This window comes from Paenibacillus sp. HJGM_3 (assembly GCF_045062745.1).
Classification (GTDB): domain Bacteria; phylum Bacillota; class Bacilli; order Paenibacillales; family NBRC-103111; genus Paenibacillus_AA.
In genome coordinates, this window is record NZ_JBJGED010000033.1 from 21,494 (window position 1) to 45,343 (window position 23,850).

Below are 23,850 nucleotides of genomic sequence, written 5' to 3' on the forward strand. Positions count from 1 at the left end.
TGATTACTGGAGGGAATAAACCATGTTTTTTCATCCCATGGACTTTCTGATCTTCATCGCCTTCGGCGTCTCCATCTGGGCGCAGTTCCGCGTGAAGGGCACGTTCAACCGTTGGTCGCAGGTGCCTGTCGCATCCGGCATGACCGGCTACGACGCCGCCCGCCGAATGCTCGACAATAACGGCTTGTACGATATTCCGATCGAGCCGGTGCCTGGCGCCCTGAGCGACCACTACGATCCGATCAAGCGCGTCGTGCGCTTGTCCGAGCCGGTCTATTACGAGAGCTCCATCTCCGCCGTCTCGGTCGCCTGCCACGAGGTGGGCCACGCGATCCAACATCATCAGAGCTATCCGATGCTTGTAGCCCGCCATAAGATGTTCCCGGTCGTGAACTTCGCATCGGGTGTGGCGCCGCTGATGATCATCGCGGGCCTCATCTTCCAGCAGTTCAACTTCCTGCTCGGCCTCGGCATCGTCTTCTTCTCCGCCGCCGTGCTGTTCCAGCTCGTCACGCTGCCGGTCGAGTTCAACGCCAGCAGCCGCGCGCGCGATCTGATGGTCGCGGAGGGCTTCATCTCGAACGAAGAAGAACGCGGTGTGGCCAAAGTGTTGAACGCCGCCGCCCTGACGTACGTTGCCGCCGCCCTGATCTCGCTTCTGGAGCTGGTCAAGTACATCATGATCTTCAATCAGCGCTCGGACGATTAATCGTTCGAACGCTACTCAAAAAAGCTTTCTCCACTGCCCGCTTCGGGCACGAAGAGAAAGCTTTTTTCATTGGATCAGAATTTTTAATCCCTGGGCCCCGCCAAGGGAGGGGCTTCGCCGGGAATAAGCTCCGAAGGCCCACGTCACTTGGTGGGGTATCTTAACGCTGGTCCTTGAACAGGTCGAGCAGGAACCGCTGGAACATCTCCGCGACGAGGGGCAGCTTCTCCCCCTTGCGCCGCACGAGCCCGATCGTCCGGGTCACCTGCGGATGCGTCACCTTGACCTTCGCCGGCATGAGCGGGCTAATCTCGGTCAGCGCCATCTCGGGCAGCAGCCCGACCCCCATGCCGGCCGCGACCAAGCCGCGAATCGTATCGGTCTCTTCCCCTTCGAACCCGATCTGAGGGATGAAGCCCGCCTCCTTGCACGCTTCGAAGACGATTGACTTGAGCGAGTAGTTGTCGCTGAACATGACGAACGATTCGTCCTTCAGCTGCTCGAGCCGGATTGTCTCATGATGGGCAAGCGGATGATTGTTCGGCAATACCGCGTACATTTCCTCGGTCAGCAGCAGCTCCCCCGCTACCTGTTCGTGGATCTCCGGGAACGGCGAGATGAAGGCCAGGTCGACCTCGCCTCGCGTCACGTCCTGGATCAGGCTCGCGAACGTCCCCTGCTTGAGCCGAAATTTCACGTTCGGCCTCCCTTTGCGGAAATCCGCCACGACGGTCGGGATCAAACTGATCCCCAGCGTATGCGGGAACCCGATGCGTATCTCGCCCTTCTCGGGATCGAGAAATTCACGCATCTCCATAACCGCTTTATCCAGGCCGCTGAGCAGCTCTTCCAGCCGGGTCAAGAACAGCTTGCCTACAGGCGTCAACTGCAGATTGCGACCCTTCTGCACGAATAGCTGCATGCCGAGCTCCTCCTCCAGCTGATGGATTTGCCGGCTGACCGCCGACTGTGCGACATGAAGCTCCTCGGCCGCTTGCGTCACGTGCTGTTTTTTGGCCACCTTCACGAAATATTGCAGCTGCCTCAGTTCCACCGGTCCGTCTCCTTCAGGGTTATTGATTAGTCCGCGATTTATGGATCAATTGCCGGAACAGCAGCATCCCAGCCGCCAAGCCGCCCAGATGGGCGTACCAGTTCACGTTGGGCATCAGGAACGAATAGATGATGCCCACGACGAGGACGGCCTTAATCGTAACCGAGGACTGCTTGTCGATCGCCGACTTCCGAAACAGGGCAATGTACAGGTATGCGCCGAAGACGCCATAGATCGCGCCCGACGCGCCGGCCGACAGGTGAACGTCCCGTGTCAGCAGCTCGCTGACGAGATTGCCGGCAAGCCCGCTGCCCAAGTAAAACACCGCATAGCGCCACGCGCCCAGCAGCCGCTCCAAGGGCGGGGCGAACACGAAGATCGAGAAGCTGTTGAACAGCAAATGATTGAACCCGATGTGCAGGAAGATGGCGGCGAAATACCTCCAATACTCGCCCGAGTAGGGCGGCACATTCAGCATCGCGCCGAACCGGAGCAGCGTCTCCTCATCGGTCGAGCTCCCGAGCCATGTCATCAGCACGAACAGCACGACCTGGATGAGCAGGATCGCTGTCGTAACCGGATAGAGCCGGATGTATTGCCGAAAGCTTTCATAACGCAAAAAAAGGATGGCCTTCTCCCCCTCTAGCCCCAACTAGCCGTCCCATTCGAAATGGGATCTCCGCTATCTCTATCATACCTCAATCGAAGGAAATTTTCCTGCCCGGACGGATAACAACTCCTTCGTTGGCTCACCCTAAACATGCATAACCAATTTTCCGAATGGAGTTGAGCCCATGCTTCATCGATTGATCTCGGTCAGCGTTCTGTCGGTTGCGCTCTTCGCCGCACCTCTAGGCGCATACGCAGCCGCTTCTAACGAGCCTTCGGTTCCGGTCACGAACACCTCGCCGATCGGCACTCTGAACACCGACAATATGGGGGCGACCCAAATGTCGCATCCCGGCACGCCTGCGCCGTCGCCTATGGTAACGCCCGGCGTCACTCCGATGGTCACCCCCGGCGTCACACCCGCTCCGAACTACACGGGCACAGGGGTACTTCCCGGCTATGACGGAAGACGCGGCAATGGGTATTACGACATGACCGGCACCGGCATCAAAGGACCGGACGGGATGACGATCCACACGAACCAGTACCGGGCGCGGGCTGCCGGAACGACCAACCGCAACTGGGGCTGGCTCGGTCTGATCGGCTTGGTCGGACTCGCCGGCATGTTCGGACGGAACCGCAACGAGGAGCGCGATCGCGCCTAATGTTCCAGCAAGAACCGCTTCAGGAGCTGAAGCGGTTTTTTGTTGCGTTTTTTAGCCGGAGACGGATTGGACAAGCCTTCCGCCGTTGGATTATAATTAGTATTGGCAAAATCAGCATCTATTAAAAAGTAGGAGATGATCCGATTGGCACAAGAACGCACAGGAGTAGCAACATTTAAGGGCAATCCCATCACATTGCTAGGTCCGGAATTGAAGGTCGGGGACAAAGCTCCGAATTTCACCGTGAACAAAAACTTGCTGACGGAAGTTACGCTCGCCGACTACGCAGGGAAAGTGAAGCTGATCAGCGTCGTTCCTTCTCTGGATACGGGCGTTTGCGACGCGCAAACCCGCCGGTTTAACGAAGAGGCGGCTAAGCTGGGCGACAATGTCACCGTACTCACGATCAGCGTAGACTTGCCGTTCGCACAAGCCCGCTGGTGCGGCGCGGCCGGCATCGACAAGGTCGAGACGCTGTCCGACTACAAGGCGAAGTCGTTCGGTCTCGCTTACGGCGTTGTGATCAAGGAATTCCAACTGCTCATGCGGTCGATCTTCGTCCTCGACGCGAACGACACGATTCAATACGTGGAATACTTGCCGGAGATGACCGAGCACCCGAACTACGAAGCGGCAGTCCAAGCCGTTAAGAAGCTCGTTTAAGCCCCGTATAAAACAGAAACAGCGTTCAAGCCCTAGGCCTGGACGCTGTTGTCATTTCATCGCGCATTAACGATTGTCTATTTTGTGAGCGGCGAGCTTCGTATCGAACAGCCGGAACAGCTCCAAGATCGTCCGGTAATTGGAGCCCAAATCGCCGAGAGAACCCCTCGAGGCCGAGTAGATGTCGACCGCCGACTTAAGCGGGTTAATCGCGAACAAAGTCAAGGTGATGTCCTGCGTACGGCCGGTCATCGTCCGTTTCGTGACGACAATCTCCCCTACATTCTTCACCTCATGCAGGACGGTGTATTTCGGGAGCTTCTTCAGCAGGGTGACGATTTCTTCCCACAGCTGCTCTTTCGGAATTTTGTAATAGCGGGTTTTGAGCGCCGGATCTTTCGCTTTTTCGCCGGTCAACTCATGGCTGCGCATAAGTCCAATCAAGGTTCTTTTCAACAACGGTGTAAACCCCCTCAACGATCCACGCATCTTCTGCGATTGTCCTACATTCCATATTACCATGAAAACGCCCAACAAAAAAGCCAATCCTGACAGATTGGCGATAAGGAAACTAGATAATCGATTCGATGGAGACTTCGTTCAGAAACCGGCCGACATCTTCGGTCCGGACGTTACCGGCCTCCGGCATAAGCGCATTGGCCGTTCCTGACGCGGTAGCGAGCTTCAGCGCCTGCACGATCGAGTCCCCGCGATGCACGGCTACCGCCATGCCGGCTACGAACGAATCGCCGCAGCCTACAGTGTTGACAGCCTCGATGCGAGGAGCGCGGATTCGGTACAGCTGGCCGTCGCAGCCGGCGACCGAGCCCTCGGCGCCCAAGGAGACGACCACGCAGCGGATGCCGTCCCGCATCAGTTGATGGATGCTGCCGTACAGGTCGCTCTCCCGCTCCAGCTTCTTGCCGAGCAGCTTCTCGACCTCCTGCTCGTTCGGCTTGATCAGGAACGGCTTGGCGGCCAGCCCCTGCACGAGTGCGTCGCCGCTCGCGTCCAGGAAGGCGAGTGCCCCAGCCTCGTGAACGACGGCGACCAGCTCGGCGTAATAGGAGGCCGGCAAGCCCTTCGGCAGGCTGCCGGACAAGGTGACGATGCGCGAGCGTTCGGCCAGGCTCCGCAGCTTGCGCTTCATGGCCTCGGCGTGGGCGGCATTGATGTCCGGCCCCGGCTCAAGCAGCTCCGTGGACTGCCCGGCGGCGTCCACGATGTTCAGGCAGAGCCGCGATTCGCCTTCCACCGCGACGAAGTCGTTCGGGATGCCCTGCCGGGTCAGCTGCTCTTCGATGAAGCGGCCGTTGTGGCCTCCGACAAAGCCGGTCGCCGTGACCGGTCCTTCGAGCAGATGGGCGACACGGGCGACATTGACGCCTTTCCCTCCCGGGAAGCTGAACATCTTCGCGGCGCGGGACACTTGACCTAGACGGAAGTCGTCAACGTAATAGGTCTTGTCAATCGCCGCATTCAGCGTAACAGTCGTAATCATTTGCGGAACTCGCTCGCCTTTCCGATGCAGCCGCACAGGCGCATTTTCTCGATCGCCGCAGCCTTGAGCGCCTTCTTCGCAGGCACCATATACTTCCGAGGGTCGTTCTCGTCCGGATTCGCGGCGAACACTTCCTTGATCGCGTCGGAGAAGACGATGCGCAGCTCGGTCGCGACGTTCATCTTCGCCATCCCGAGGGAGACGGCGCGGCGCACTTGCTCCTCCGGAATGCCGGAACCGCCGTGCAGGACGAGCGGTACCTCTACCTTGTCGGCGATCCGCTTGATGCGGTCGAAGTCGATCTTTGGCTCGCCCTTATAGATCCCGTGCGCGGTGCCGATCGCCGGAGCGAGCGTCGGAACGCCCGTGAGCTCGATGAATGCGGCGCACTCGTCCGGGTCGGCCATGAGCGCTTCGTTGTCCGCTACGACGATATCGTCTTCGACGCCGCCGACCTTGCCGAGCTCCGCTTCCACATTGACGCCCGCGGCACGCGCGACTTCCACGACCTTGAGCGTCTGGCGCACATTCTCCTCGAACGGAGAGTGTGAAGCGTCGATCATGACCGACGTATAGCCCGCCCGGATGCAGCGGACGATCAGGTCGAACTCGGTACAATGATCGAGGTGAAGCGCGATCGGTACGCTCGAGAGGTTGGATGCTACCGTCGCGGCAGCCGCGATGTATTCCGGCCCGAGGTGCTTCACGGTTCCGACGGTCGATTGGATGATGAGCGGGGATTGCGTTTCCTCCGCCGCTTCGACGACCGCTTGAAGCATTTCCAGTGTGTGTACGTTAAACGCTCCGATGCAATACCCGTTGGCGCGGGCTGTTTGGAGCATAGGTGTGGATGATACAAGTGGCATGAATGATTCCTCCCGTTTCGTTACACTTTTGATAGTTTCGTTTCGTTTAGTTTCTTTTTCTATTGTAAAGGATGAACGAACCCGGTGACAAGCTGAATTTTCGCCACCGGTCGGGCTACGTAACGATGAGCTGAATGCCCAAGTCGCGGATTCGGTCGCAAATGTCTTTACCCAGCCCCCGATCCGTGATGACCGTATGGACGGCGTCGAGCGGCGCGACGTGCGAGAAGAATACTTTTCCGAACTTCGTGTGGTCGGCTACGACGATCACTTCCTTCGCAATCGACAGCATGCGCCGGTCCATACTCGCTTCAGCCAGATTGGGCGTCGTCAGCCCCTCCTCCAGGTCGAATCCGTCGACACCGAGGAACAGCTTGTCCACCCGGATGCTCTGCAGCGCTTCTTCCGCCAGCGGTCCGACCAGCGCGAACGACTTGCGCCGCAGCTTGCCGCCGATCAGGATGACGTCCAAGTCCGCATAATTGCCGATCTGGACCGCGATGTTGGCCGCATTCGTCACGATCTTGAGCCCCTTCTTGCCGACGAGCCGCTTTGCGATCAGCATGCTGGTCGTCCCCGGCGTGAGCATGACCGCATCCTCATCGCCGACCAGCTTGGCCGCCGCCTCGGCGATCCGCTCCTTTTCCTCGACGAGCGCTTCCGCCTTCTCGGAGAACGACTTCTCGTGCGCGACTTCGCTCACGTGGGCGTGCAGCGCCATCGCTCCGCCGTGCGTGCGCAGCAGCAGCTCCTTCTCCTCGAGCTTCTCCAGGTCGCGGCGCACGGTCACCTGCGAGACGCCCAGCGCTTCGCTCAGCTCGGCCACCGTGGCTTTGCCGGCTTGATTCACAACTTCCATGATGCGTACATAACGTTCTTCCGCGAACATAGGGGCCTCCCGAATCGATTCGATAGTTTTGGAACCTTCTGTTTACGATCATTTCCCTTCTTTTTTGATCATAATCAAAAATCGGATGTAATACCAGAAGTATTTTCACGGCAAGGTGCGGGGTTAATCGGTCTCGCCGACTAATTCAAGCGCTTCGTGACCGTCGCGGAGCGAGATAGTCGGTCACGCCGATTAATTCGTTGTCCTCCCGGACCTGTGCAGGGCGAATAACCGTACCAAAACACCAAAAACCCGGTCCATCCGGACCGGGTTCCCGCCAACCAACGTGCTACGCCTTCAAGATTTGCTTGTACGGCAAGTAATGCTGCGTCTGAATGTGCCGGATCGTGCGCGTCTTCGCCCGCATGACAAGCGAGTGCGTCTCCGCCCGCTCGCCGGGCAAGTAGCGGACACCCTGCAGGAAGCTGCCGGACGTCACGCCCGTCGCGGCGAAGATGACGTCGTCCTTCCCGACCATGTCGTCCATGGTCAGCACCTTGTACGGGTCGCTCAGCCCCATCGCTACACATCGCTGATACTCGACCGCGTTGCCGGGCATCAGGCGGCCCTGCAGCTCGCCGCCCAGGCACTTCAGCGCGGCCGCGGCCAAGACGCCCTCCGGCGCGCCGCCGGAGCCGACGAACAGGTCGATGCCGCTCTCCGCCATCGCCGGGGCGATCGCGCCGGCCACGTCGCCGTCGGTAAGGAACTTGATCCGCACCCCGACCCTGCGCAGCGTCTTCACGATCGTATCGTGTCGCTCCCGGTCGAGCATCATGACGGTCAGATCGCTGATGTTCTTCTTCTGCGCCTTCGCGGCGATCTGAAGCGTCTCCTCGAGCGGCGCGTTAATGTCCACCTTCCCGACGAGCGCGGGCCCGACCGCGAGCTTCTCCATGTACATATCCGGAGCGTGCAGCAGATTGCCCTTGCCCGCGATGGCGAGCACGGAGATGGCGTTGTCCAACCCGCGTGCCACGATGTTCGTGCCCTCGAGCGGATCGACCGCCACGTCGACCTCCGGTCCCTGCAGGCTGCCGACCTGTTCCCCGATATACAACATCGGCGCTTCATCCATCTCGCCTTCGCCGATGACGACCGTCCCCCGGATCGACACCGTATCGAACATGCGGCGCATCGCTGTCGTCGCCGCCTCATCCGCTTCATTCTTGCGGCCGCGGCCCATCCAATGCGCCGCCGACAACGCGGCCATCTCCGTCACACGTACAACTTCTAACGCCAGCTCCCTCTCCACGGCACGTCCCCCTCATTAGTACGTCTCTAATGAGAAGTATTGTATCATATATCCGCCGAAGCGCAAGCCTATTTGCAGAATATATGCTTGCCGATCTGCTTGATCTGCGGCCGGGTCCAGATCCAGGCCGAGGTGGCCGTCTCAGGATTGAAGTAATACAGCGCCTCTCCGCTCGGATCCCACCCGTTAATGGCGTCGCGAACCGCCTTCAGCGCCGTATCATTGGGCGTCAGCCAGATTTGGCCGTCCGCTACTGCGGTGAATGCCCCAGGCTGGAAAATGACGCCCGAGATGGTGTTCGGGAACGACGAGCTCTGCACCCGGTTCAGGATAACCGCTGCGACCGCCACCTGCCCGACGTAAGGCTCCCCGCGCGCTTCTCCATACACGGCCTGCGCCATAATCCGGATATCCTGATCGCTGATGCTGATGCCGCTCGGCAAGCTCGCGCCCCCCGACGGCGCCGCTGCACCGCCCCCGCCCCCACCGCCGCCGCCGGGGCCTGTCATGCCCGGAGCCCATGAGGTCGTCGCGTTGTATAATCGCAATTTTGTCTTAGGCCCGACAATGCCGTCCACCTTCATGCCGAAATTGAATTGAAAGTCTTTGACTGCCCGGAGCGTCTGCCAGCCGAAATCCCCGTCGATCGGCCCCCGGTAATAATCGAGATATTGAAGCCGCCCTTGCAGCTCGTACACGTCTCCGCCCGTAGCCCCGTAACGAATCTCCGTATTCCCGAACGAGTACGAAGCTCGAGGCAAATAAACGGCGACCGCGACAACCATGACGAAGAAGCTGATGACGATCCATCCTGTTTTCACACGTCTCTTTTTGTTCACGCCAAAAACCCTCCATAGCGACTAAGATAACTTGGTCCAGCATCTTAGTTAGTATGAAGGGAATCCAGGCAAACTATGCAAATCCATGCACTTACGCACTTACTATCTCGCCGCGGCGGCCGGCCGCGCGATTAGAACTTGCTCAGCTTCGCGCCCTCCCAGTCGGCCGTGAACTTCTCGATGCCCTGGTCGGTGAGCGGATGCTTGATCATCTGTTGGATGACCTTGTAAGGGACGGTGGCAATATGGGCGCCGGCCAGCGCCGCCTCGATCACATGAGCCGTATGACGGACACTGGCTGCGATGATTTCGCTCTTAATCCCATGAATCTGGAAAATGTCGCTGATCTCGCGGATCAGATTCATGCCCACTTGATTGATGTCGTCCAGCCGTCCGATGAACGGGGAGACGTAAGTCGCACCTGCTCTAGCCGCCAACAGAGCTTGAGTAGAGCTGAAAATCAACGTAACGTTCGTCTTGATGCCGTGGTCGGTCAAGCCGCGAGTCGCCTGCAGGCCGTCCGCGGTCATCGGAATTTTCACCACAATGTTCGGACTGATCGCCGCCAGCTTGCGGCCTTGTTCGATCATTTCCTCGGCCTGCAGCGAGATCACTTCCGCGCTGATCGGCAGCTCTTGACCCACGATCGAGATAATTTCCTTGAGCGTCTCGAAGAAATCTTTGCCTTCCTTCGCGATTAGCGACGGGTTGGTCGTCAGCCCGGACAAGATACCCAGCTTATGCGCCGCGCGAATTTCTTCTATGTTCGCTGTGTCGATGAACATTTTCATAGCTACGGGTCACCACCTGTATGTATTTCGCTGTAAACAGCGTTGTAGACAAAAGAAAACCCGCCTATGTCGTTCGATTCTCTTGTTTCAAACCCGCTCTCGCAGGTGGGTGTCCGCAACCGGCAGTCTGAAGTCCCTTTTCGAGGGCATGTCATCGGGACGGTAATAGTTGGACTCCCGAACAATGTTTCATTGGTTTAAAACATTCGGAAAATCGTGACGAACATCGCAGGAGTGTTCGCGATTCATTCAATTGTAGTTTTTATTATAGGGGTACCGCCGGCAAAAGTAAACCCGGGTTCTGTGGCAGTGATGGCAGAGGTTGCGCTTACTTGCGATCCGTCTCGCTCTCCTCCGATGGACGGCGTTCTACGGTCCCATCCGCATCTGAATCGGCCCGGAACTCCTCCGCACGGTGCTCATCGCCATGAGCCGCCTCCGCTTCCAGCCGCTCGGCTTCCTCCTGGGCCGCCTTCTCCTCCTGCTCCTTCTGCTCCCGCTCGGACCGTGTCTTGATTTTGTCGAAAATCCGGTGGAAGTAGAAGAACGAAACGGTGGCGAGCAAGCTTCCCATGAAGAACGGGATGAGGAACGTAAACTTGGTCGCACTGATGTAGATGATGGCGGCATTCGTCACAATGAGCAAAATCGTCGTAATCGGGTTCCCGATCGTGATCAGCACCGCATTCTTGAGCAGTTGGAAAAATTTCATGTGGAAATGAACCATCAGCGAGAAGAAATGGAACATCGCACACGTCAGGATTACGAGCAAAATAATGAAGAGCACCGACAGCAAGCTAAGCGTGCTGCTCTGCTTCAGGTAAAACGTATAGTTCACATAAAGGATCACATAAAACAGGATAAAGAAAATGCCGCCCAGCATGCTCTGGAGGTAATTCTCCTTGTAGCCGCGGAAGTACGTCTTGAACAGTGGCACATCCGCATCGCCGGTTACCCACTTGCGGGCGATCGTGAATGTCGCCGCGGTCGCGGGAAACAATGTAAACGGTGTCACGATCGCGATAAGCGTCAGCGACTGCATGCCGACATCGGGGTTCTCGGAGACGGCGATCAGCCCGGCCAGCACCAAGTAGAAGAACGGGAACGAACAGACGACCCAGAGCACGTTAATGACGGATAGCCGCATGATCCATTCCGATATTTTGTAAAACCCACCCATAATTCCACGAAATTCCAAACCGAAGTCCTCCTTCAACTGCATGTCCACTCTCATCATAACTTATCCGGTTCGGAAAATGCAAAACAATGTTGTGGCACGCCGTCGGATATGCGGTCCAGGCAACAAAAAAACCTGTGCAAAGACGTTGCTTTGCACAGGCTGGAAGAGCGGTTTAGGTGTTCACGAATTCCTTGGATCCGCTGGGACGCCGGCCTTCGCCACCGTCGCTGCGACGGCGGTCGCCGCCATCGCGATTGCGGTCGTAGCTGCTGCTCCGATAGCCGCTGCCGCCCCGGGAGGAGCCGCCGCCGCTGCCGCCGCGATAGCCTTCGCCGCCACGGTAGCCTTCGCCGCTGCGGCCATACCCGCCGCGACCGCCGCCTTGACCGTCGCGCACGTAGGAGCCCGACATTCTGCGGCCCGAGCTGCGCACGTCCGGACGGCGCTTCTTGGCACGGAGCGGATCCTCAGGCGTCAGCTCGATCTCGATGTCGCGCTTCTCGCCCGTCAAGAGCTTCATAGCGGCTGCCAAGAGCTGGACAGAGTCATACTGCTCCAGCAACTGAATGGCCATGCCCTTGAACTCGCCAAAGTTGTCAGCGCTGACCACTTCCAGGACGCGCTCCGCCGTTACGCGCTGCTTGCCTTCGATCGCTTCGGCCATGCTCGGCACCGGCTTGCGTGCGATTTTGTGGCGGGTCAGCTTCTCGATGAAGTGCAGATGATCCATCTCGCGGTGCGTCACGAACGTCCAGGCGCTGCCTTCGCGTCCGGCGCGGCCGGTACGGCCGATCCGGTGCACATAGCTCTCCGGGTCTTGCGGCAGGTCGAAGTTGATGACGTGGGTCACGCCCGATACGTCCAGGCCGCGTGCGGCCACGTCCGTCGCCACCAGCACATCGATGCTGCCGTCGCGGAACTTGCGCATCACATGGTCACGCTGGTTCTGCGACAAGTCGCCGTGCAGGCCTTCCGCCGAATAGCCGCGCTTCTGCAGCGCTTCGGACAGCTCGTCGACGCGGCGCTTCGTCCGGCCGAAGATAATGGCGAGCTCCGGGGACTCCATGTCCAGCAGGCGGCACAGCGCGTCGAACTTCTGCTTCTCATGCAGCTCGATATAGTATTGCGAAATGAGCGGAGCGCTCACTTGCTTCGGAATGACCGAGACGTGTTCCGGCTCACGCAGGAATTGCTTGGCGAGCTTCTTGATGTTCTCGGGCATCGTCGCCGAGAACAGCATCGTGTGGCGTTCTTCCGGCACGAGGCTCAGAATCGTCTGAATGTCCTCCATGAAACCCATGTCCAGCATCTCGTCGGCCTCGTCGAGGATGACGGTCGAGACGCTGTCCAGCTTGATCGTCTTGCGGTTGATGTGGTCAAGCAGACGCCCCGGGGTACCGATAATGATCTGCGGTCTCTTCTTCAGCGCGCGGATCTGTTTCACAATGTCTTGCCCGCCGTAGATCGGCAAAGAGCGGATGCCCTTGAACCGGCCGAGCTTGCCGATCTCTTCGGCGACCTGGATCGCCAATTCCCGCGTAGGGCACATAATCAATGCTACAATGCGGTCTTCCGTCACATCGATGCGGTTGATCACCGGGATGCCGAATGCGGCGGTCTTGCCTGTACCGGTCTGTGCTTGACCGATCAAATCCTTGCCTTCCAGGGCCAGCGGAATCGTCTTCTCCTGAATCGGGGTCGACTCCTCGAAACCCATTTCCGTAATGGCTCGTAATACCTTCGGGTCGAGATCAAAATCTGCAAAAGCTTTCAAATGGACTATACTCCTTTACTCTGAGGGCTTCTAATATCCCTTACCAAGTATTAAATTTACCCTTAAGATCGACTTTTATCGGTGACATTGGATTCTCCGAATTGTAACCTTTTTCCAATCGGCTCGCAGCCAAAGTCCGCTCAAGATCAGGAACACTGATCGTAACTCGCAAAAAAAAGCATTTTCCGCCTGGAAAATACTAGCCGAACTTAAGAATATCTTTGTTATTATAACACAGCTAGTTCGTACATTTCCAGTGCCGCGGCGCCTAACATGCAAAAACTGCCGTAAACCGTACTTGCCATTAAATTTTTGCAACGAAGCGGTCCGCAATCCCGTATAATAGAACAAGCGAATATCGATGCAACTCGATGATGTGGGTCTTCACAAGAAATGGACCATGAGGAGAGAAACACTATGTCTGTTTGGAAGCGAATCGGCTCGATCCTGAGAAGCCAGAACCAAAAACCGGATCCGTCCCCGGCATCCGCGGCGGATCCGTTGGAAGCCGCTACCGTCGGCGATATTTTAAGCGTGGACCTCGAGGAGTACGTCATTACGGGCAAAGTCATTTACTTCGACCGGGGCTATGCGCCGCACCGGTTCGCGTATTATTTGCGCAACGGGCGCAAAATCGATTGCCTGCTCGTCGAGAAAGGCCGCACGATGGACTGCTTCCTGTGCGAATTCATCGAGGGCGCGCTGGACGATCCGAGCAACGTGCCGACTACGCTTGTGCTGGATGGAGAGACGACGTACGAGCTCGAGTATGACCGCAAAGACGTGAGCCGGACCGAGGGCAATACTGATTTCCGGAGCGGCGACGAGGTGTTGTTTTGGCGTTATTTCGCCGACGAGACGCAGCACTTCTTCCTGCAGTGGCAGGACGGCAAGTTCGTCGCGATGCAGGGCAACCGCATTCCGACCGCTGAGATCAAGCGTCTTCAGTCCACCAACCAGACCGGTGCGCGTAAGTGATTTATTGTGTATCGGGTTCGGTTCCCCGAAATGAATTGGAGGTGAGCGTCAGATGAGAAGTTGGCGCCTTTGGCTGGCCTTCCTGCTGACGGCCGCCTTGCTGGCCGGCTGTACGAACGCGAGCAGCTATGTCCGGGATAATTACCCGCTAGTCGACGTGGACGGCAAGGGCAAGTCCGCGGCCAAGGTGTATCTGTCCGAGGGCAAGACGGTTCCCGAGACGGCTCACGCGATCGCCGACAAGGAAAAACCGCGGGAGCTCAGCAAAGATAGCACGGAGCAAATGTTCCTCGTCTACGACAACCGGATCATCAACGTGCAGAAAGACCCGGAGAACGACAAAAATTCCATTATCGAGATCGATTCGATCGAATACGCCCGGGATCATTACGATTCTTCATTCCTGCAAGGCTATCTGACCGCCGTCCTGATCGATACGATTTTCGGCAACAACTGGTCCAAGCAAGCTTCTTCACGGGGCAGCCCGACGTATCAAGGGTACGGCACGTCCGGCAAAGCCACGCAGCAAACGCAAGCCGGCAAGTCCGATACCACTAAACAGCCGAGTACGACGAGCGGGACCGGCAGCTTCACATCGAAGGGCAACACGGGCAGCTCGAGTTCTAGCGGCTCCAGCGGGTCGAGCACCGGCAAGGACACGGCCTCGAGCGGCAGCTCCAGCGCCTCCAGTACCGCGCCGTCGAGCTCGGGCTCGACCGGCAACTTCACGACGAAGCCGTCAACATCGTCGTCCTCCTCCTCTTCCTCGACGAAGAGCAGCAGCTCTTCCTCTACAGTGCGGAAGAACGACGGCTCTACGCCAAGCGTCAAATCGTCGAGCAAGCCGAGCACGTCTAAGAAAACCGGCGGGTTCTCTTCGAAGAGGCGATAGTATTGAGGGTTCCAGCCAGAATGCCGCAGACTTCCAAGTCTGCGGTTTTTTTCATGCCCGTCTTACATAACCGGGCTATCCCCTCAGCCATACTAAGGGTTGGAGGGATGCCCATGAACAGGCTGCTCAATGTCCGCACGTTGCTGAATCTGCTTGCGATCGCCATCGGGGCGCTCTTCATCGCCGCGGGGTTCAATCTGTTTCTAATCCCGCATCAGCTGCTAAGCGGAGGCGTTTCCGGGATCTCCATGATCGTGGGCTATTTCGCCAATTGGAATATCGGCTATTTGTACTTCCTCTTCAACCTCCCGATTTTGATCTGGGGCTGGATCGTCGTGGGCCGCCGGTTCATCCTATACAGCGTCTTCTCGGTCGTGCTTACCACCTGGTTCATGCAGCTGCTCCCGAGCGACAATTTCAATGAAGATCCCTTGCTCGGGGCCGTATTCGGCGGGGTGCTGATCGGCATCGGCAGCGGGATTTCCCTTCGCGCGGGCGGCTCCTCCGGCGGCTTTGACATCGTCGGGTTCATTCTGACAATGAACCGCAATTTTCAGCTAGGCACCGCCATCTTCCTGCTCAATTCCTCGGTCGTGTTCGCCCTCGGATATTTATTCAATTGGGATCTCGCCATGCGTTCGATGCTGTCCATTTTCATTACCGGCAAAGTGGTCGATACGATTCATATCCGCCAGCTCAAAATTACCGCCTTCATCATTACCCAATTCAAGGAGCAAATAATTGAACGGCTGCACCGTATGCCGCGCGGTGTGACGCTGGTGAAAACCGAGGGCGCGTTTACCCGCCAGCCGCAAGACATGCTGATGACCGTCACGACCCGGTACGAGCTGGCCGAGCTGCGCAAAATCGTGCGGGAGGTCGACCCGAAGGCGTGGGTGAATATCGTGGAAACCGTCGAAGTGATCGGGGAGTTTCGGCGCGCGAGAATGTGAATCGGATGAGAGATAAGTAAAAATAAGGCATGTCTCCCGGGAAAATCATCGGCAGCTTTGGTTGAAATATGCTATACTTAAAGTGTAATTTCATATAGTTCTGGTTTACCGCTTTGGCTCCAAATTTTGTATTTTCTAATCGCGAATTCAAATTCGAAGGATTGGAAGGTGACGAAGATGGAAACCGTTAAACTGTCCAGGATTGTATTGAAATTAACACCCGAGTTGTATCCATTTCTTCGCTCCAGCGAGTTGAATTCGGACATTGTGCTCCGCAACGGACTCGAATCCTTGGAGTCGCAGGATGTTATGGAAATCGTGCAGTACAGCATCTCTGAACATCAAAAAGACGCCTTCCTCCAATGAGGGCGTCTTTTCTTTGGTTATAGCCCGGCGCTCCGCCTGCTCCATACATACTGCGTGCCGTAGAGCAAGAGCGCTCCGACGAAGCAAATGACCGCGCTGCCGTAGTAGAGCGGCGTTCTCCCCCACAGCTCCATGACCCAGCCGCCTCCGAGCCCGCCCATGATCCCGGCCAGTCCCAGGAAGATGGAGGACAGAATCGCTTGTCCCGTCGAGCCGAATTCCTCGGGGACGAGCCGTACCAAGTAGGACACCGCCGCAATCCAGAACACGGCGAAGGTGATGGAATGCGCCGCCTGGAGGACGATCAGGACATCGGGATCGCTCACCGAACCGTACACAATCCAGCGAAGCGAGTACAGCAAGGCCGCGATCGCCATAACCGTCAGCTCATTGAACCGATACATATACCGGCCGAGCAAGGCGAATGTAGGAATTTCGCTGACCCCGGCGAAAAACCAAGCCATCCCGAGTCCCCGCTCCGTGGCGCCTAGGTCGGCCAGCAGCAACGTAATCATCACATCGTTCATCCGATGCGGAATCGACACGATCAGCACGAGGACGAGGAACCAGAGCAGCTTCCGGTTGCGGTACAGAATGGTCATATCCCGCAGCTGAACGGGCCGGGACGTCGCCTGAGCGGGCCGATCGCGGAATACGAGCATCAGGGCGATGGGCAAGATCCACCAGCCCCAAAACAAATAGCGGACGCTCTCGACCCCGCCGACCCACGTCAGCACATATCCGCTCGTGAACGCGACCGAGCAAAATCCGATCGAGCCCCACAGCCGGATCGATCCGTAGCTGCGCCCGGACCCTTGGGCCGTCTTGACGATCAGGTTGTCGAGTATCGGCACGGCCGGGTACATGAAAAAGTACAACAGCAGTACGAACAAAACGGCCGCCGGGAACGCATCCAGGGTGAAGAGTCCGACGCTGGATACGATCGTGAGCCCCCACAGCAGGAGAATGACCCCCTTCAGGGAGCGATACCGGTCGCTGATCAAGCCCCACACAGGCTGGGCGAACATAGCCATGAACGGTCCGATGTTCATCAGCCACCCGATCTGGATGGCGGAATACCCCCGAAGTCCGAAATACCCGGGAAGGTAAGGAAGCAATAGCGCCTGAACGGCGTAGTAGGCAAATACGATCCCTTTCAAAGTCACAATCCGGCTGTTGTCCGTCATCGGTTTTCTCCGCTCCAGGGGCCGCTTTTTCCTTTCTCGCAACCCCGCCCGCTTAATCCTACCGGATGTCGGTCCGCAATTCAACAAAATCCTACAAATTCCCCTTACCGCGTTTATCACCCTCAATTTATAATTATAGGACATCCCGAATATGCATATCGCGAGGGACTTATTTTACATTGGAAATCGGGTGAGGGCACATGGAACTATTGGTGGCGGCACTGCTGTCCCTATGGGGATCGATAGCCGGTTCGCAGCCGGACATGACGATGGAGCAAATGCTGCAAGCGTACGCGGACGGTGCCCGGGCGGCGCAACAAGCCGAGCTCGCGCAAAGCCAAGGTCAGGCGGCGGCCAGGGATACGTTCGTGAAGCAGGATCCGCAGAAGAACGAGGCGCCTCTCGTGAAGGGCCTCTACGTGACGGCGCATAGCGCAGCTGGCTCCCGGATGGAGACGCTGCTCAAGCTGTTGGACGACACCGAGCTGAACGCCGTCGTGATCGACGTGAAGGACGACTTCGGCTACATTACGTACCCGACCGGGAACCCCGAGCTGGAGGCGCTGGGGACGACGCAGAAAATCATACCGAATATGGCCGCCCTGATGGAGAAGCTCAAGAACCACGATGTATATCCGATCGCACGGATTGTCGTGTTCAAGGATTCGGTGCTCGCCAAGCAGCGGCCGGACCTGTCGTTTCTGAATCCGGACGGGACACTGTGGAACAACGGCAAAAGCCCGCCCGACAGCTTCATGAACCCTTACCGGACGGAAGTATGGGACTACAACATCGCCGTGGCGAAGGAAGCGGCCAAGGCGGGATTCAAGGAGATTCAGTTCGATTATGTACGGTTCCCGGAAGGCTTCGAGACGCGGGCCGACAAGCTGCAGTACACGCATGACGACCGGGCGCGCACCGATGTCGTGGCCGACTTCGTGAAGAAGGCTCATGAGCAGCTGTCTCCGCTCGGGGTGCGGGTATCGGTCGACATCTTCGGCTACGCCGCCTCCGTGCCCGCCGCCGAAGGCATCGGCCAGGACTTCGAGAAGATCTCGAAGTATGTGGACGTCATTGCGCCGATGGTCTACCCGAGTCATTATGGCCCCGGCTGGTTTGGTTCGAAGGTGCCGGATGCCGCCCCTTATGCGACGATTCATGGGGCGATGCACGACACGCTGGCCAAAATCGGGCCGCTCGAAGCGTTGAAACCGATCGTCCGCCCTTGGCTGCAGGATTTTACCGCCTCTTGGGTGCAGGGCTATATCAAATACGGCAAGCATGAAGTAGAGGAGCAGCTTCGGGCGCTCCATGACAGCGGGATCGAGGAGTTTTTGCTGTGGAATGCCGGGAACAGCTATACGCCTGGCGTGGATTATGGGATGAAGTAAATTGCAAGACTTGTCACTACTTAATTGCAAACGGTCCGTGAAGGGCTTTTCTTCCCTCATCCCGATTCATTGAAAACCCGGCGGTGCCCCCGTCCCTTGCAATGAGCAGGAGCAGGTCACCTCGGGTGCCTGCTCCAGTCATCATCATTTCGATTATTGTTTCCCACTTTATGTCGCAGACTTTCTCAGCTGAGCCGCCATCTGGACGAAGTACCGCAGCGTCTTGACCGCCCTCTCTTGGATCTTCGCATTAGCCGGAACGCCGTTCTCGTCGAAGACCCGGTTCTCGGCGCCGATGGAGATCCATTCCGGGCAGTTGATCCCGTGGACATTGCGCACGATCACTTGCAGCTGCTGCAGCGGACTGACGCCGACCGCCCCTCCCGATGAGCTGACCGAAAGGACCGCCTTGCTGTCGAAATGATCGAAGCCCAGGTGATCGAGCGCGTTCTTCAGCACCCCGGAGACGCTTCCATGGTAATCGGGTGTGGCCAAGACGACGGCATCCGCCTGCAGCACGGTTTGCTTCAAATATTGCAGATTCGCATCGTTCGGGTTTTTGTTGTCGGACGTATAGAATGGGAGCGTCAGCTCGTACAAGTCGAGCAGCGCCACAGTGCACCCGAGCGCCTCCAGCTCCCGCTTGAGATATTTGCACAGCTTCGTGCTCGTCGCCTCCCGGCGATTGCTGCCCGCGATCATTGCGATGTTCATCACGATTAGGCCACCTTTGCATTATAAAAGTATACTTTCTATACATTTTAGTTGGTAAACAATCGGCTTGCAACCCGGGCGTCCGTCCAACGAAAAACGCCCCAGCTCAACCGATGAGCCGGGGCGAATTCCGCATTGCATTTATTTATTGGAATAATGGATCCAGGACCGCCTTCTCTACTCTATATGCGCCCCCGGATCGAAACGGATGGATGATGTAAGCTTTTTCTTGGGCATAATATTCGCCAAAGTAAGATTGGGTCGAGCTATCTTTGAAATTGACACGGATCGTAAATGTAACCCGCTTTTCGTCTGCGTTTCTTACTATACTACTATTATTGTCGTCCACTCGTTGCATTGTGGTCAGCGCCTTCACGGCCGCCTGAATTTTGTCCGGGTCCTTATACGGGATATAGCGGCTGCTCTCTTCCGTATCGACAGCAACGGATAGAATATTCGATGGGGTCAGTTCAAGCCGACCCGGCAGTCCCACGTAGCTGAAGCCCATCAGTAAAACAATGATGAGCAGCATGACCAGCAGCTGGGTAGAAGCAAACAATCGTTTCATCGTACACCTCCTTGGCCGAAGCACTAGATTTTCCAGCGTACCCGCGTCAATCGGCGAATGAGAATCGTACTCAGCACCATCGAGACGAGGAGACCGATATAGTAGGAGATCAGCTCATTGCGGAAAATGCTGCTCAGGAACGCCGCTCCCAAGAGAGACGCGCACACCACGAAGCCGATCTTCAATACCGTCTCCCCGATCCGAAAAAGCATGAGCTTGCCGTTATTCTCCACTCGATTCCAAGCAAACGCCGCGTAACCGCCTACCGTAGAGACGAGGGCGTAGACCGCTGGAACGAGGATCGGGTAGGAATTCTCCCGCTCCATCTCCACGAACAAATATTTGATCAGGGAAATGTTCTCCATAAATTGGTTGAATGGGTTGTACCAGCCGTAGCTGTACACGTCAGACGAGTAGTACGTATAAGTCCACCTCTCGAGATTGTGCACGTCCAGGAATTGCTGCAGCAGCAGGGAGAATCCGATTGGCAATCCCGCCAGAATACCGGTGAAGATCGTCTGGGCGGCCATGCTGCCGCTGATCGCTCCGATGAAGAGGACCGTGCTGTATACCGCGATCAGGACGAATACCGTGTATACGAATTGGAACAGATGATATTGTAGGTTGAAAAATTCGCTTACCGGCGAATTCGCCATAATAATCATGTCCAATACCGAATTCAGCAGCATGGAGCCCACAATAAGAATGAGGCCGAACATCCACTTCGTCCAGAACAGCTGCTGCCTGGAATACGGCAGAGCGAACGTCATCTCCTGCACCCCGTTGCGCCGTTCCGCCCCTACCAGAAGCCCGCCGATCACGACCAGCAGAATGGCGAGCAGCACACGGGCTGTGCTCTCCATCACGCCGTTGCTGTAGGCGCCCGTGGCGTCGGTGATGTATTGAACTTGCATCCGGATGCGCTCCTCGTCGTCCAGATACCACGTATCCAGCCGCTGCAGGCCCACTGCGACGAAGTGGACGACCGGGAACAGCCAGACGAGCCATTTTACTTGCTTGTACTCCTTCCACCACAGCGCCTTACTCCACATGTGCGTGACCCCCCAGCTTCCATATGAACAGATCCTCCAGCTTGACGGGCAGCGATTCGTTAAGCAACGGGTCCGCTCCCTTCAGGATGTCCAAGGCGGCCGTCCCGTCCTGGGTCTGAATCAACACCGTGTATACCCGGCCGATATGGTCGAGCACGAACACGTCCGTCCTGTTCAGCCACGCTTCCGGCGCTTCGCTTTTAAAGACGATTTGCCGCTTGAGCACGGTCCCCATGGAGGTGTCGAGCGACATCGACTGTTCGATGGACCCGTCCTTCATCAGCAGCACCGTATCCGTGATCCGTTCCAGCTCGTCCAGGAGGTGGGAGGAAATGACCAGCGTCACGCCTTCCTCCGCCGCTTCCATAAGCAGCGTCAGCACTTGCTTCTTCGCGATCGGGTCGATCCCGTTCGTCGGCTCGTCCAGGAGGACCGCCTTGGCGCGCGTGGCGAGCCCCAGCGTGATGTTGAACAGCATCCGCATCCCTTTGGAGAACTGGCGCACGCGGCGGGTGAACGGCAAGCCGAAGCGCTCCATCGTTTCCTTGAAAAAACCCGGATCGAAGTCGGGATAGATGAGTCCATAGAACTTGGCGGCGTCTTGGGGCGTGTAACCATAGAACGCTTCGGGACTATCGGGCACGAAGACGATGCTGCGCTTCACCTCCGGCTCGTTATGTACGGACCTACCGTTATACTCTACCGTGCCTGCCTCCGGATCGAGGATGCCCGCCATCGTCTTGAGCAGCGTCGTTTTGCCGGCGCCGTTGCGACCGATCAGCCCGGCCACGCTGCCCGGCGTCAAGGCAAAATGTACGTTTTCCAACACGATCCGGTTCTCGATCGATTTTCTTACGCCATTAACCGTTAACATCTTATTCTCCTCCAAACCGTCTCCATTCCTCCTCCGTCCACGCGCTGAACTGCTCCCGGCTGATGCCGAGGTGCCTCGCTTCGACGACGACGTGACGCAGCTCCGCCTGCAGCTGCTCGATGCGCTCGCGCTCCATGCCCGGGGCCGCGGCCCGCTTCGCCACGAACGTGCCTTTGCCGCGGTGCGTGACGATGATCCCTTGCCGCTCGAGCTCTTGGAACGACTTGGCGACTGTGTTCGGGTTGACCAGCAGCTGGGCGGACAGCTCGCGGACGGACGGGATTTTGTCCCCCTCCTGCAGGACGCCCTTCGCGATGAGCTCCTTCATCTGCTGCACGATCTGCTCGTAGAGGGGCAATAAGCTTCTTTCGTTAATTTGGATCATGGTTCATGCGTTCAACTCCTTCTCGCGGAGTATGGTGTACTAGTTGAACTAGTACACATAGTACAACACATACACATGGGGAGTCAAGAGGTGCTTCCGAAAAGTAGCAACCTCCCCGCGCGACAAGGTATAATAGACGCATCCAGATACGCTACGTAAATTCCAACTAACCAAGGAGGGTTCGCCATGCTCGAAGTAGGTCAACCTGCCCCGCTATTCACTGCGGACAGCACGATGGGAACGATCCGGCTTAGCGACTACATCGGCAAGCAGCCGATTGTGCTCATCTTCTACCCAATGGACGATACGCCCGGTTGCACCGCGCAGCTGTGCGCCGTCCGCGACTCCAAGGCGCTCTACGCCCGGCACGACGCGGTCGTCTTCGGCGTGAACCAGGGCGGCCTCGAGTCGCACAAGGCATTCGCCGCCAAGCACGGGTACGACTTCCCGATCGTCTCGGATGCGGACCAATCAATCCGCAAGGCGTACGGCGTCGGCAAAATGCTCGGCTTGTTCCTGCAGCAGCGCATCGTGTACGTCATCGGACGCGACGGCAACATTGCCTTCGCCCGCAAAGGCACGCCTCCGACGGAGGACATTGTAGCGGCGATGAAACCTTAAAGGGTAGACGCCGCTCCAGCCGACACAAAAAAAGGCCGTCCCGCTCGGACAGCCCGCATTCGCATGCGGCTGCCCGGTCCGGACGGCCTTAGTGGTATAGAGTGCTATTGCGACAATCGCATGGAAAGCTCATACAGCTCGTGGTTGAATTCCTTCTTCGCATGCACGACAGTGTCGATGTCGGTCACGGTCAGCTCGCCCTTGATCACGCCGCAGGCTTTGCCGGAGTCGCCCTCCATCAGCTTCCGTACGGCGAAGTCGCCCAACCGGCTCGCGAGAATGCGGTCGTTGTGCGTAGGCGTCCCGCCGCGTTGAATGTGCCCGAGCACCGTGACGCGCGGTTCGATGCCTTGGGTTTCCTTGATATGGTCGGCCACGCCTTGCGCGCTGCCGTAGCCTTCCGCGACGACCACGATGCTGTGCCGCTTCCCGGTGTTGAAGTTGTCCTTCATCCGGTTGCCGACATCGTCCAGGCTGAACGGAACCTCGGGCACGAGGATCGTCTCGGCCCCGCTCGCGAGTCCGGCATACAGCGCGATGTCGCCGCAGTGGCGGCCCATCACTTCGACGACCGAAGAACGCTCGTGCGAGCTCATCGTGTCCCGCAGCTTGTTAATTGCGTCGACGACGATGCTGACGGCCGTGTCGAAGCCGATCGTGTAATCCGTGAACGGGATGTCGTTGTCGATCGTTCCGGGCAGCCCCATCGTCTTGATCCCCAGCTTGCTCAGCTTATTCGCGCCTTGGTACGAGCCGTCGCCCCCGATGACGACCAGCCCGTCGATCCCGCGGCGGCGAAGGTTGTCGGCCCCGGCCTGCTGGCCTTCGGGCGTAATAAACTCTTTGCAGCGCGCGGTTTGAAGAATCGTCCCCCCACGCTGGATAATATCCCCCACGCTGCGAAGATCCATTTGCCGAATATCGTCATTGATGAGTCCCGCGTACCCGCGCTGCACCGCATACACTTCCAGCCCGTGGAACAGGGCGCTGCGAACGACCGCGCGAACGGCCGCATTCATACCTTGCGAATCCCCGCCGCTCGTCAGAACGGCAATTGATTTTACGGATGACATA

The 23,850-nt window shown here is 57.7% G+C and carries 26 protein-coding genes and 1 other RNA gene; 8 read left to right on the plus strand and 19 right to left on the minus strand.

What is annotated here, in order from left to right; genetic code table 11:
- Positions 1 to 22 precede the first annotated feature (22 nt).
- Positions 23 to 709: a zinc metallopeptidase gene (locus ACI5FR_RS28080; RefSeq protein ID WP_405460695.1), complete on the plus strand. Its 687-nt coding sequence runs from the start codon at positions 23 to 25 to the stop codon at positions 707 to 709.
- A gap of 160 nt (positions 710 to 869) precedes the next feature.
- Here the strand turns inward: ACI5FR_RS28080 and gltC are convergent, their stop codons facing one another.
- Both gltC and ACI5FR_RS28090 read right to left on the minus strand, forming a co-directional pair.
- On the minus strand, positions 870 to 1,763 hold the full coding sequence (gltC, locus tag ACI5FR_RS28085) for a glutamate biosynthesis transcriptional regulator GltC (protein WP_405460697.1): 894 nt from the start codon (positions 1,761 to 1,763) through the stop codon (positions 870 to 872).
- Positions 1,764 to 1,782: 19 nt separating this feature from the next.
- Positions 1,783 to 2,382: a rhomboid family intramembrane serine protease gene (locus ACI5FR_RS28090; RefSeq protein WP_405460698.1), complete on the minus strand. Its 600-nt coding sequence runs from the start codon at positions 2,380 to 2,382 to the stop codon at positions 1,783 to 1,785.
- A 175-nt stretch (positions 2,383 to 2,557) separates the two neighbouring features.
- Between ACI5FR_RS28090 and ACI5FR_RS28095 the strand changes: the two genes are divergently transcribed.
- Both ACI5FR_RS28095 and tpx read left to right on the plus strand, forming a co-directional pair.
- Positions 2,558 to 3,037, plus strand: coding sequence for a WGxxGxxG family protein (locus ACI5FR_RS28095; RefSeq protein ID WP_405460699.1), 480 nt, complete (start codon positions 2,558 to 2,560; stop codon positions 3,035 to 3,037).
- 144 nt (positions 3,038 to 3,181) lie between these two features.
- Positions 3,182 to 3,700 (plus strand): thiol peroxidase, encoded by a 519-nt coding sequence (gene tpx, locus ACI5FR_RS28100; RefSeq protein ID WP_405460700.1) that lies wholly within the window; start codon positions 3,182 to 3,184, stop codon positions 3,698 to 3,700.
- A gap of 66 nt (positions 3,701 to 3,766) precedes the next feature.
- On the opposite strand, the gene ACI5FR_RS28105 is transcribed toward tpx, so the two are convergent.
- From ACI5FR_RS28105 to cshA, 10 genes are all read right to left on the minus strand, one after another.
- Positions 3,767 to 4,159 (minus strand): DUF1499 domain-containing protein, encoded by a 393-nt coding sequence (locus ACI5FR_RS28105; protein ID WP_405460701.1) that lies wholly within the window; start codon positions 4,157 to 4,159, stop codon positions 3,767 to 3,769.
- A 112-nt stretch (positions 4,160 to 4,271) separates the two neighbouring features.
- Positions 4,272 to 5,201, minus strand: coding sequence for a 1-phosphofructokinase (pfkB, locus tag ACI5FR_RS28110; protein ID WP_405460702.1), 930 nt, complete (start codon positions 5,199 to 5,201; stop codon positions 4,272 to 4,274).
- Entirely contained in the window at positions 5,198 to 6,067 is an 870-nt protein-coding gene (gene fba / locus ACI5FR_RS28115; RefSeq protein WP_405460704.1) for a class II fructose-1,6-bisphosphate aldolase, read from the minus strand. The genes pfkB and fba overlap by 4 nt, the downstream gene beginning before the upstream one ends.
- Before the next feature lie 115 nt (positions 6,068 to 6,182).
- Entirely contained in the window at positions 6,183 to 6,956 is a 774-nt protein-coding gene (locus ACI5FR_RS28120; RefSeq protein WP_405460705.1) for a DeoR/GlpR family DNA-binding transcription regulator, read from the minus strand.
- Between the two features lie 289 nt (positions 6,957 to 7,245).
- The gene (gene glpX / locus ACI5FR_RS28125; protein WP_405460707.1) at positions 7,246 to 8,211 is read right to left on the minus strand and encodes a class II fructose-bisphosphatase; all 966 of its coding nucleotides are present in this window, start codon (positions 8,209 to 8,211) and stop codon (positions 7,246 to 7,248) included.
- Positions 8,212 to 8,279: 68 nt separating this feature from the next.
- On the minus strand, positions 8,280 to 9,050 hold the full coding sequence (gene sleB, locus ACI5FR_RS28130) for a spore cortex-lytic enzyme (RefSeq protein WP_405460709.1): 771 nt from the start codon (positions 9,048 to 9,050) through the stop codon (positions 8,280 to 8,282).
- A gap of 131 nt (positions 9,051 to 9,181) precedes the next feature.
- Positions 9,182 to 9,841, minus strand: a complete 660-nt coding sequence (gene fsa, locus ACI5FR_RS28135; RefSeq protein WP_405460711.1) for a fructose-6-phosphate aldolase — start codon at positions 9,839 to 9,841, stop codon at positions 9,182 to 9,184.
- Between the two features lie 53 nt (positions 9,842 to 9,894).
- Positions 9,895 to 10,079: non-coding RNA, 6S RNA (gene ssrS, locus ACI5FR_RS28140), on the minus strand.
- 90 nt (positions 10,080 to 10,169) lie between these two features.
- Entirely contained in the window at positions 10,170 to 11,039 is an 870-nt protein-coding gene (locus ACI5FR_RS28145) for a YesL family protein (protein ID WP_405460712.1), read from the minus strand.
- 154 nt (positions 11,040 to 11,193) lie between these two features.
- Positions 11,194 to 12,795 carry a degradosome RNA helicase CshA gene (gene cshA, locus ACI5FR_RS28150; protein WP_405460714.1) on the minus strand — a complete coding sequence of 534 codons (1,602 nt, stop codon included), beginning with the start codon at positions 12,793 to 12,795 and terminating at the stop codon, positions 11,194 to 11,196.
- A gap of 417 nt (positions 12,796 to 13,212) precedes the next feature.
- Here cshA and ACI5FR_RS28155 point away from each other — a divergent pair, with 417 nt between their 5' ends.
- From ACI5FR_RS28155 to ACI5FR_RS28165, 3 genes are all read left to right on the plus strand, one after another.
- Positions 13,213 to 13,773 carry a DUF4178 domain-containing protein gene (locus tag ACI5FR_RS28155; RefSeq protein WP_405460717.1) on the plus strand — a complete coding sequence of 187 codons (561 nt, stop codon included), beginning with the start codon at positions 13,213 to 13,215 and terminating at the stop codon, positions 13,771 to 13,773.
- A gap of 52 nt (positions 13,774 to 13,825) precedes the next feature.
- Entirely contained in the window at positions 13,826 to 14,665 is an 840-nt protein-coding gene (locus tag ACI5FR_RS28160; RefSeq protein WP_405460719.1) for a DUF4247 domain-containing protein, read from the plus strand.
- Between the two features lie 113 nt (positions 14,666 to 14,778).
- Positions 14,779 to 15,618 carry a YitT family protein gene (locus ACI5FR_RS28165; RefSeq protein WP_405460721.1) on the plus strand — a complete coding sequence of 280 codons (840 nt, stop codon included), beginning with the start codon at positions 14,779 to 14,781 and terminating at the stop codon, positions 15,616 to 15,618.
- 383 nt (positions 15,619 to 16,001) lie between these two features.
- Here ACI5FR_RS28165 and ACI5FR_RS28170 read toward each other — a convergent pair whose 3' ends face one another.
- Positions 16,002 to 17,171, minus strand: coding sequence for an MFS transporter (locus ACI5FR_RS28170; protein ID WP_405460723.1), 1,170 nt, complete (start codon positions 17,169 to 17,171; stop codon positions 16,002 to 16,004).
- Positions 17,172 to 17,371: 200 nt separating this feature from the next.
- On the opposite strand from ACI5FR_RS28170, the gene ACI5FR_RS28175 reads away from it, so the two are divergent.
- On the plus strand, positions 17,372 to 18,562 hold the full coding sequence (locus ACI5FR_RS28175) for a putative glycoside hydrolase (RefSeq protein WP_405460725.1): 1,191 nt from the start codon (positions 17,372 to 17,374) through the stop codon (positions 18,560 to 18,562).
- Between the two features lie 168 nt (positions 18,563 to 18,730).
- Here the strand turns inward: ACI5FR_RS28175 and ACI5FR_RS28180 are convergent, their stop codons facing one another.
- From ACI5FR_RS28180 to ACI5FR_RS28200, 5 genes are all read right to left on the minus strand, one after another.
- On the minus strand, positions 18,731 to 19,276 hold the full coding sequence (locus ACI5FR_RS28180; protein ID WP_405460791.1) for an NADPH-dependent FMN reductase: 546 nt from the start codon (positions 19,274 to 19,276) through the stop codon (positions 18,731 to 18,733).
- Positions 19,277 to 19,421: 145 nt separating this feature from the next.
- Complete coding sequence (locus ACI5FR_RS28185; protein WP_405460727.1) at positions 19,422 to 19,844, minus strand: hypothetical protein; 423 nt, start codon at positions 19,842 to 19,844, stop codon at positions 19,422 to 19,424.
- Positions 19,845 to 19,867: 23 nt separating this feature from the next.
- Positions 19,868 to 20,896 carry an ABC transporter permease gene (locus ACI5FR_RS28190; protein ID WP_405460730.1) on the minus strand — a complete coding sequence of 343 codons (1,029 nt, stop codon included), beginning with the start codon at positions 20,894 to 20,896 and terminating at the stop codon, positions 19,868 to 19,870.
- Positions 20,886 to 21,770 carry an ABC transporter ATP-binding protein gene (locus ACI5FR_RS28195; RefSeq protein WP_405460732.1) on the minus strand — a complete coding sequence of 295 codons (885 nt, stop codon included), beginning with the start codon at positions 21,768 to 21,770 and terminating at the stop codon, positions 20,886 to 20,888. The genes ACI5FR_RS28190 and ACI5FR_RS28195 overlap by 11 nt, the downstream gene beginning before the upstream one ends.
- A 1-nt stretch (position 21,771) precedes the next feature.
- Positions 21,772 to 22,155 carry a GntR family transcriptional regulator gene (locus ACI5FR_RS28200; protein WP_405460733.1) on the minus strand — a complete coding sequence of 128 codons (384 nt, stop codon included), beginning with the start codon at positions 22,153 to 22,155 and terminating at the stop codon, positions 21,772 to 21,774.
- Positions 22,156 to 22,341: 186 nt separating this feature from the next.
- On the opposite strand from ACI5FR_RS28200, the gene ACI5FR_RS28205 reads away from it, so the two are divergent.
- Entirely contained in the window at positions 22,342 to 22,776 is a 435-nt protein-coding gene (locus ACI5FR_RS28205; RefSeq protein ID WP_405460735.1) for a peroxiredoxin, read from the plus strand.
- A 104-nt stretch (positions 22,777 to 22,880) separates the two neighbouring features.
- Here the strand turns inward: ACI5FR_RS28205 and pfkA are convergent, their stop codons facing one another.
- On the minus strand, positions 22,881 to 23,849 hold the full coding sequence (gene pfkA / locus ACI5FR_RS28210) for a 6-phosphofructokinase (RefSeq protein WP_405460738.1): 969 nt from the start codon (positions 23,847 to 23,849) through the stop codon (positions 22,881 to 22,883).
- Between the last annotated feature and the right edge of the window lies 1 nt (position 23,850).

Coding starts and splice junctions, on each gene's coding strand:
- ACI5FR_RS28190 (WP_405460730.1), bottom strand. CDS start 20,896: ATGTGGAGTAAGGCGCTGTGGTGGAAGGAGTACAAGCAAGTAAAATGG.
- fsa (WP_405460711.1), bottom strand. CDS start 9,841: ATGAAAATGTTCATCGACACAGCGAACATAGAAGAAATTCGCGCGGCG.
- ACI5FR_RS28165 (WP_405460721.1), top strand. CDS start 14,779: ATGAACAGGCTGCTCAATGTCCGCACGTTGCTGAATCTGCTTGCGATC.
- ACI5FR_RS28160 (WP_405460719.1), top strand. CDS start 13,826: ATGAGAAGTTGGCGCCTTTGGCTGGCCTTCCTGCTGACGGCCGCCTTG.
- ACI5FR_RS28195 (WP_405460732.1), bottom strand. CDS start 21,770: ATGTTAACGGTTAATGGCGTAAGAAAATCGATCGAGAACCGGATCGTG.
- pfkA (WP_405460738.1), bottom strand. CDS start 23,849: ATGTCATCCGTAAAATCAATTGCCGTTCTGACGAGCGGCGGGGATTCG.
- ACI5FR_RS28180 (WP_405460791.1), bottom strand. CDS start 19,276: ATGAACATCGCAATGATCGCGGGCAGCAATCGCCGGGAGGCGACGAGC.
- ACI5FR_RS28080 (WP_405460695.1), top strand. CDS start 23: ATGTTTTTTCATCCCATGGACTTTCTGATCTTCATCGCCTTCGGCGTC.
- ACI5FR_RS28200 (WP_405460733.1), bottom strand. CDS start 22,155: ATGATCCAAATTAACGAAAGAAGCTTATTGCCCCTCTACGAGCAGATC.
- ACI5FR_RS28095 (WP_405460699.1), top strand. CDS start 2,558: ATGCTTCATCGATTGATCTCGGTCAGCGTTCTGTCGGTTGCGCTCTTC.
- pfkB (WP_405460702.1), bottom strand. CDS start 5,201: ATGATTACGACTGTTACGCTGAATGCGGCGATTGACAAGACCTATTAC.
- fba (WP_405460704.1), bottom strand. CDS start 6,067: ATGCCACTTGTATCATCCACACCTATGCTCCAAACAGCCCGCGCCAAC.
- ACI5FR_RS28205 (WP_405460735.1), top strand. CDS start 22,342: ATGCTCGAAGTAGGTCAACCTGCCCCGCTATTCACTGCGGACAGCACG.
- ACI5FR_RS28155 (WP_405460717.1), top strand. CDS start 13,213: ATGTCTGTTTGGAAGCGAATCGGCTCGATCCTGAGAAGCCAGAACCAA.
- ACI5FR_RS28170 (WP_405460723.1), bottom strand. CDS start 17,171: ATGACGGACAACAGCCGGATTGTGACTTTGAAAGGGATCGTATTTGCC.
- ACI5FR_RS28175 (WP_405460725.1), top strand. CDS start 17,372: ATGGAACTATTGGTGGCGGCACTGCTGTCCCTATGGGGATCGATAGCC.
- ACI5FR_RS28120 (WP_405460705.1), bottom strand. CDS start 6,956: ATGTTCGCGGAAGAACGTTATGTACGCATCATGGAAGTTGTGAATCAA.
- ACI5FR_RS28185 (WP_405460727.1), bottom strand. CDS start 19,844: ATGAAACGATTGTTTGCTTCTACCCAGCTGCTGGTCATGCTGCTCATC.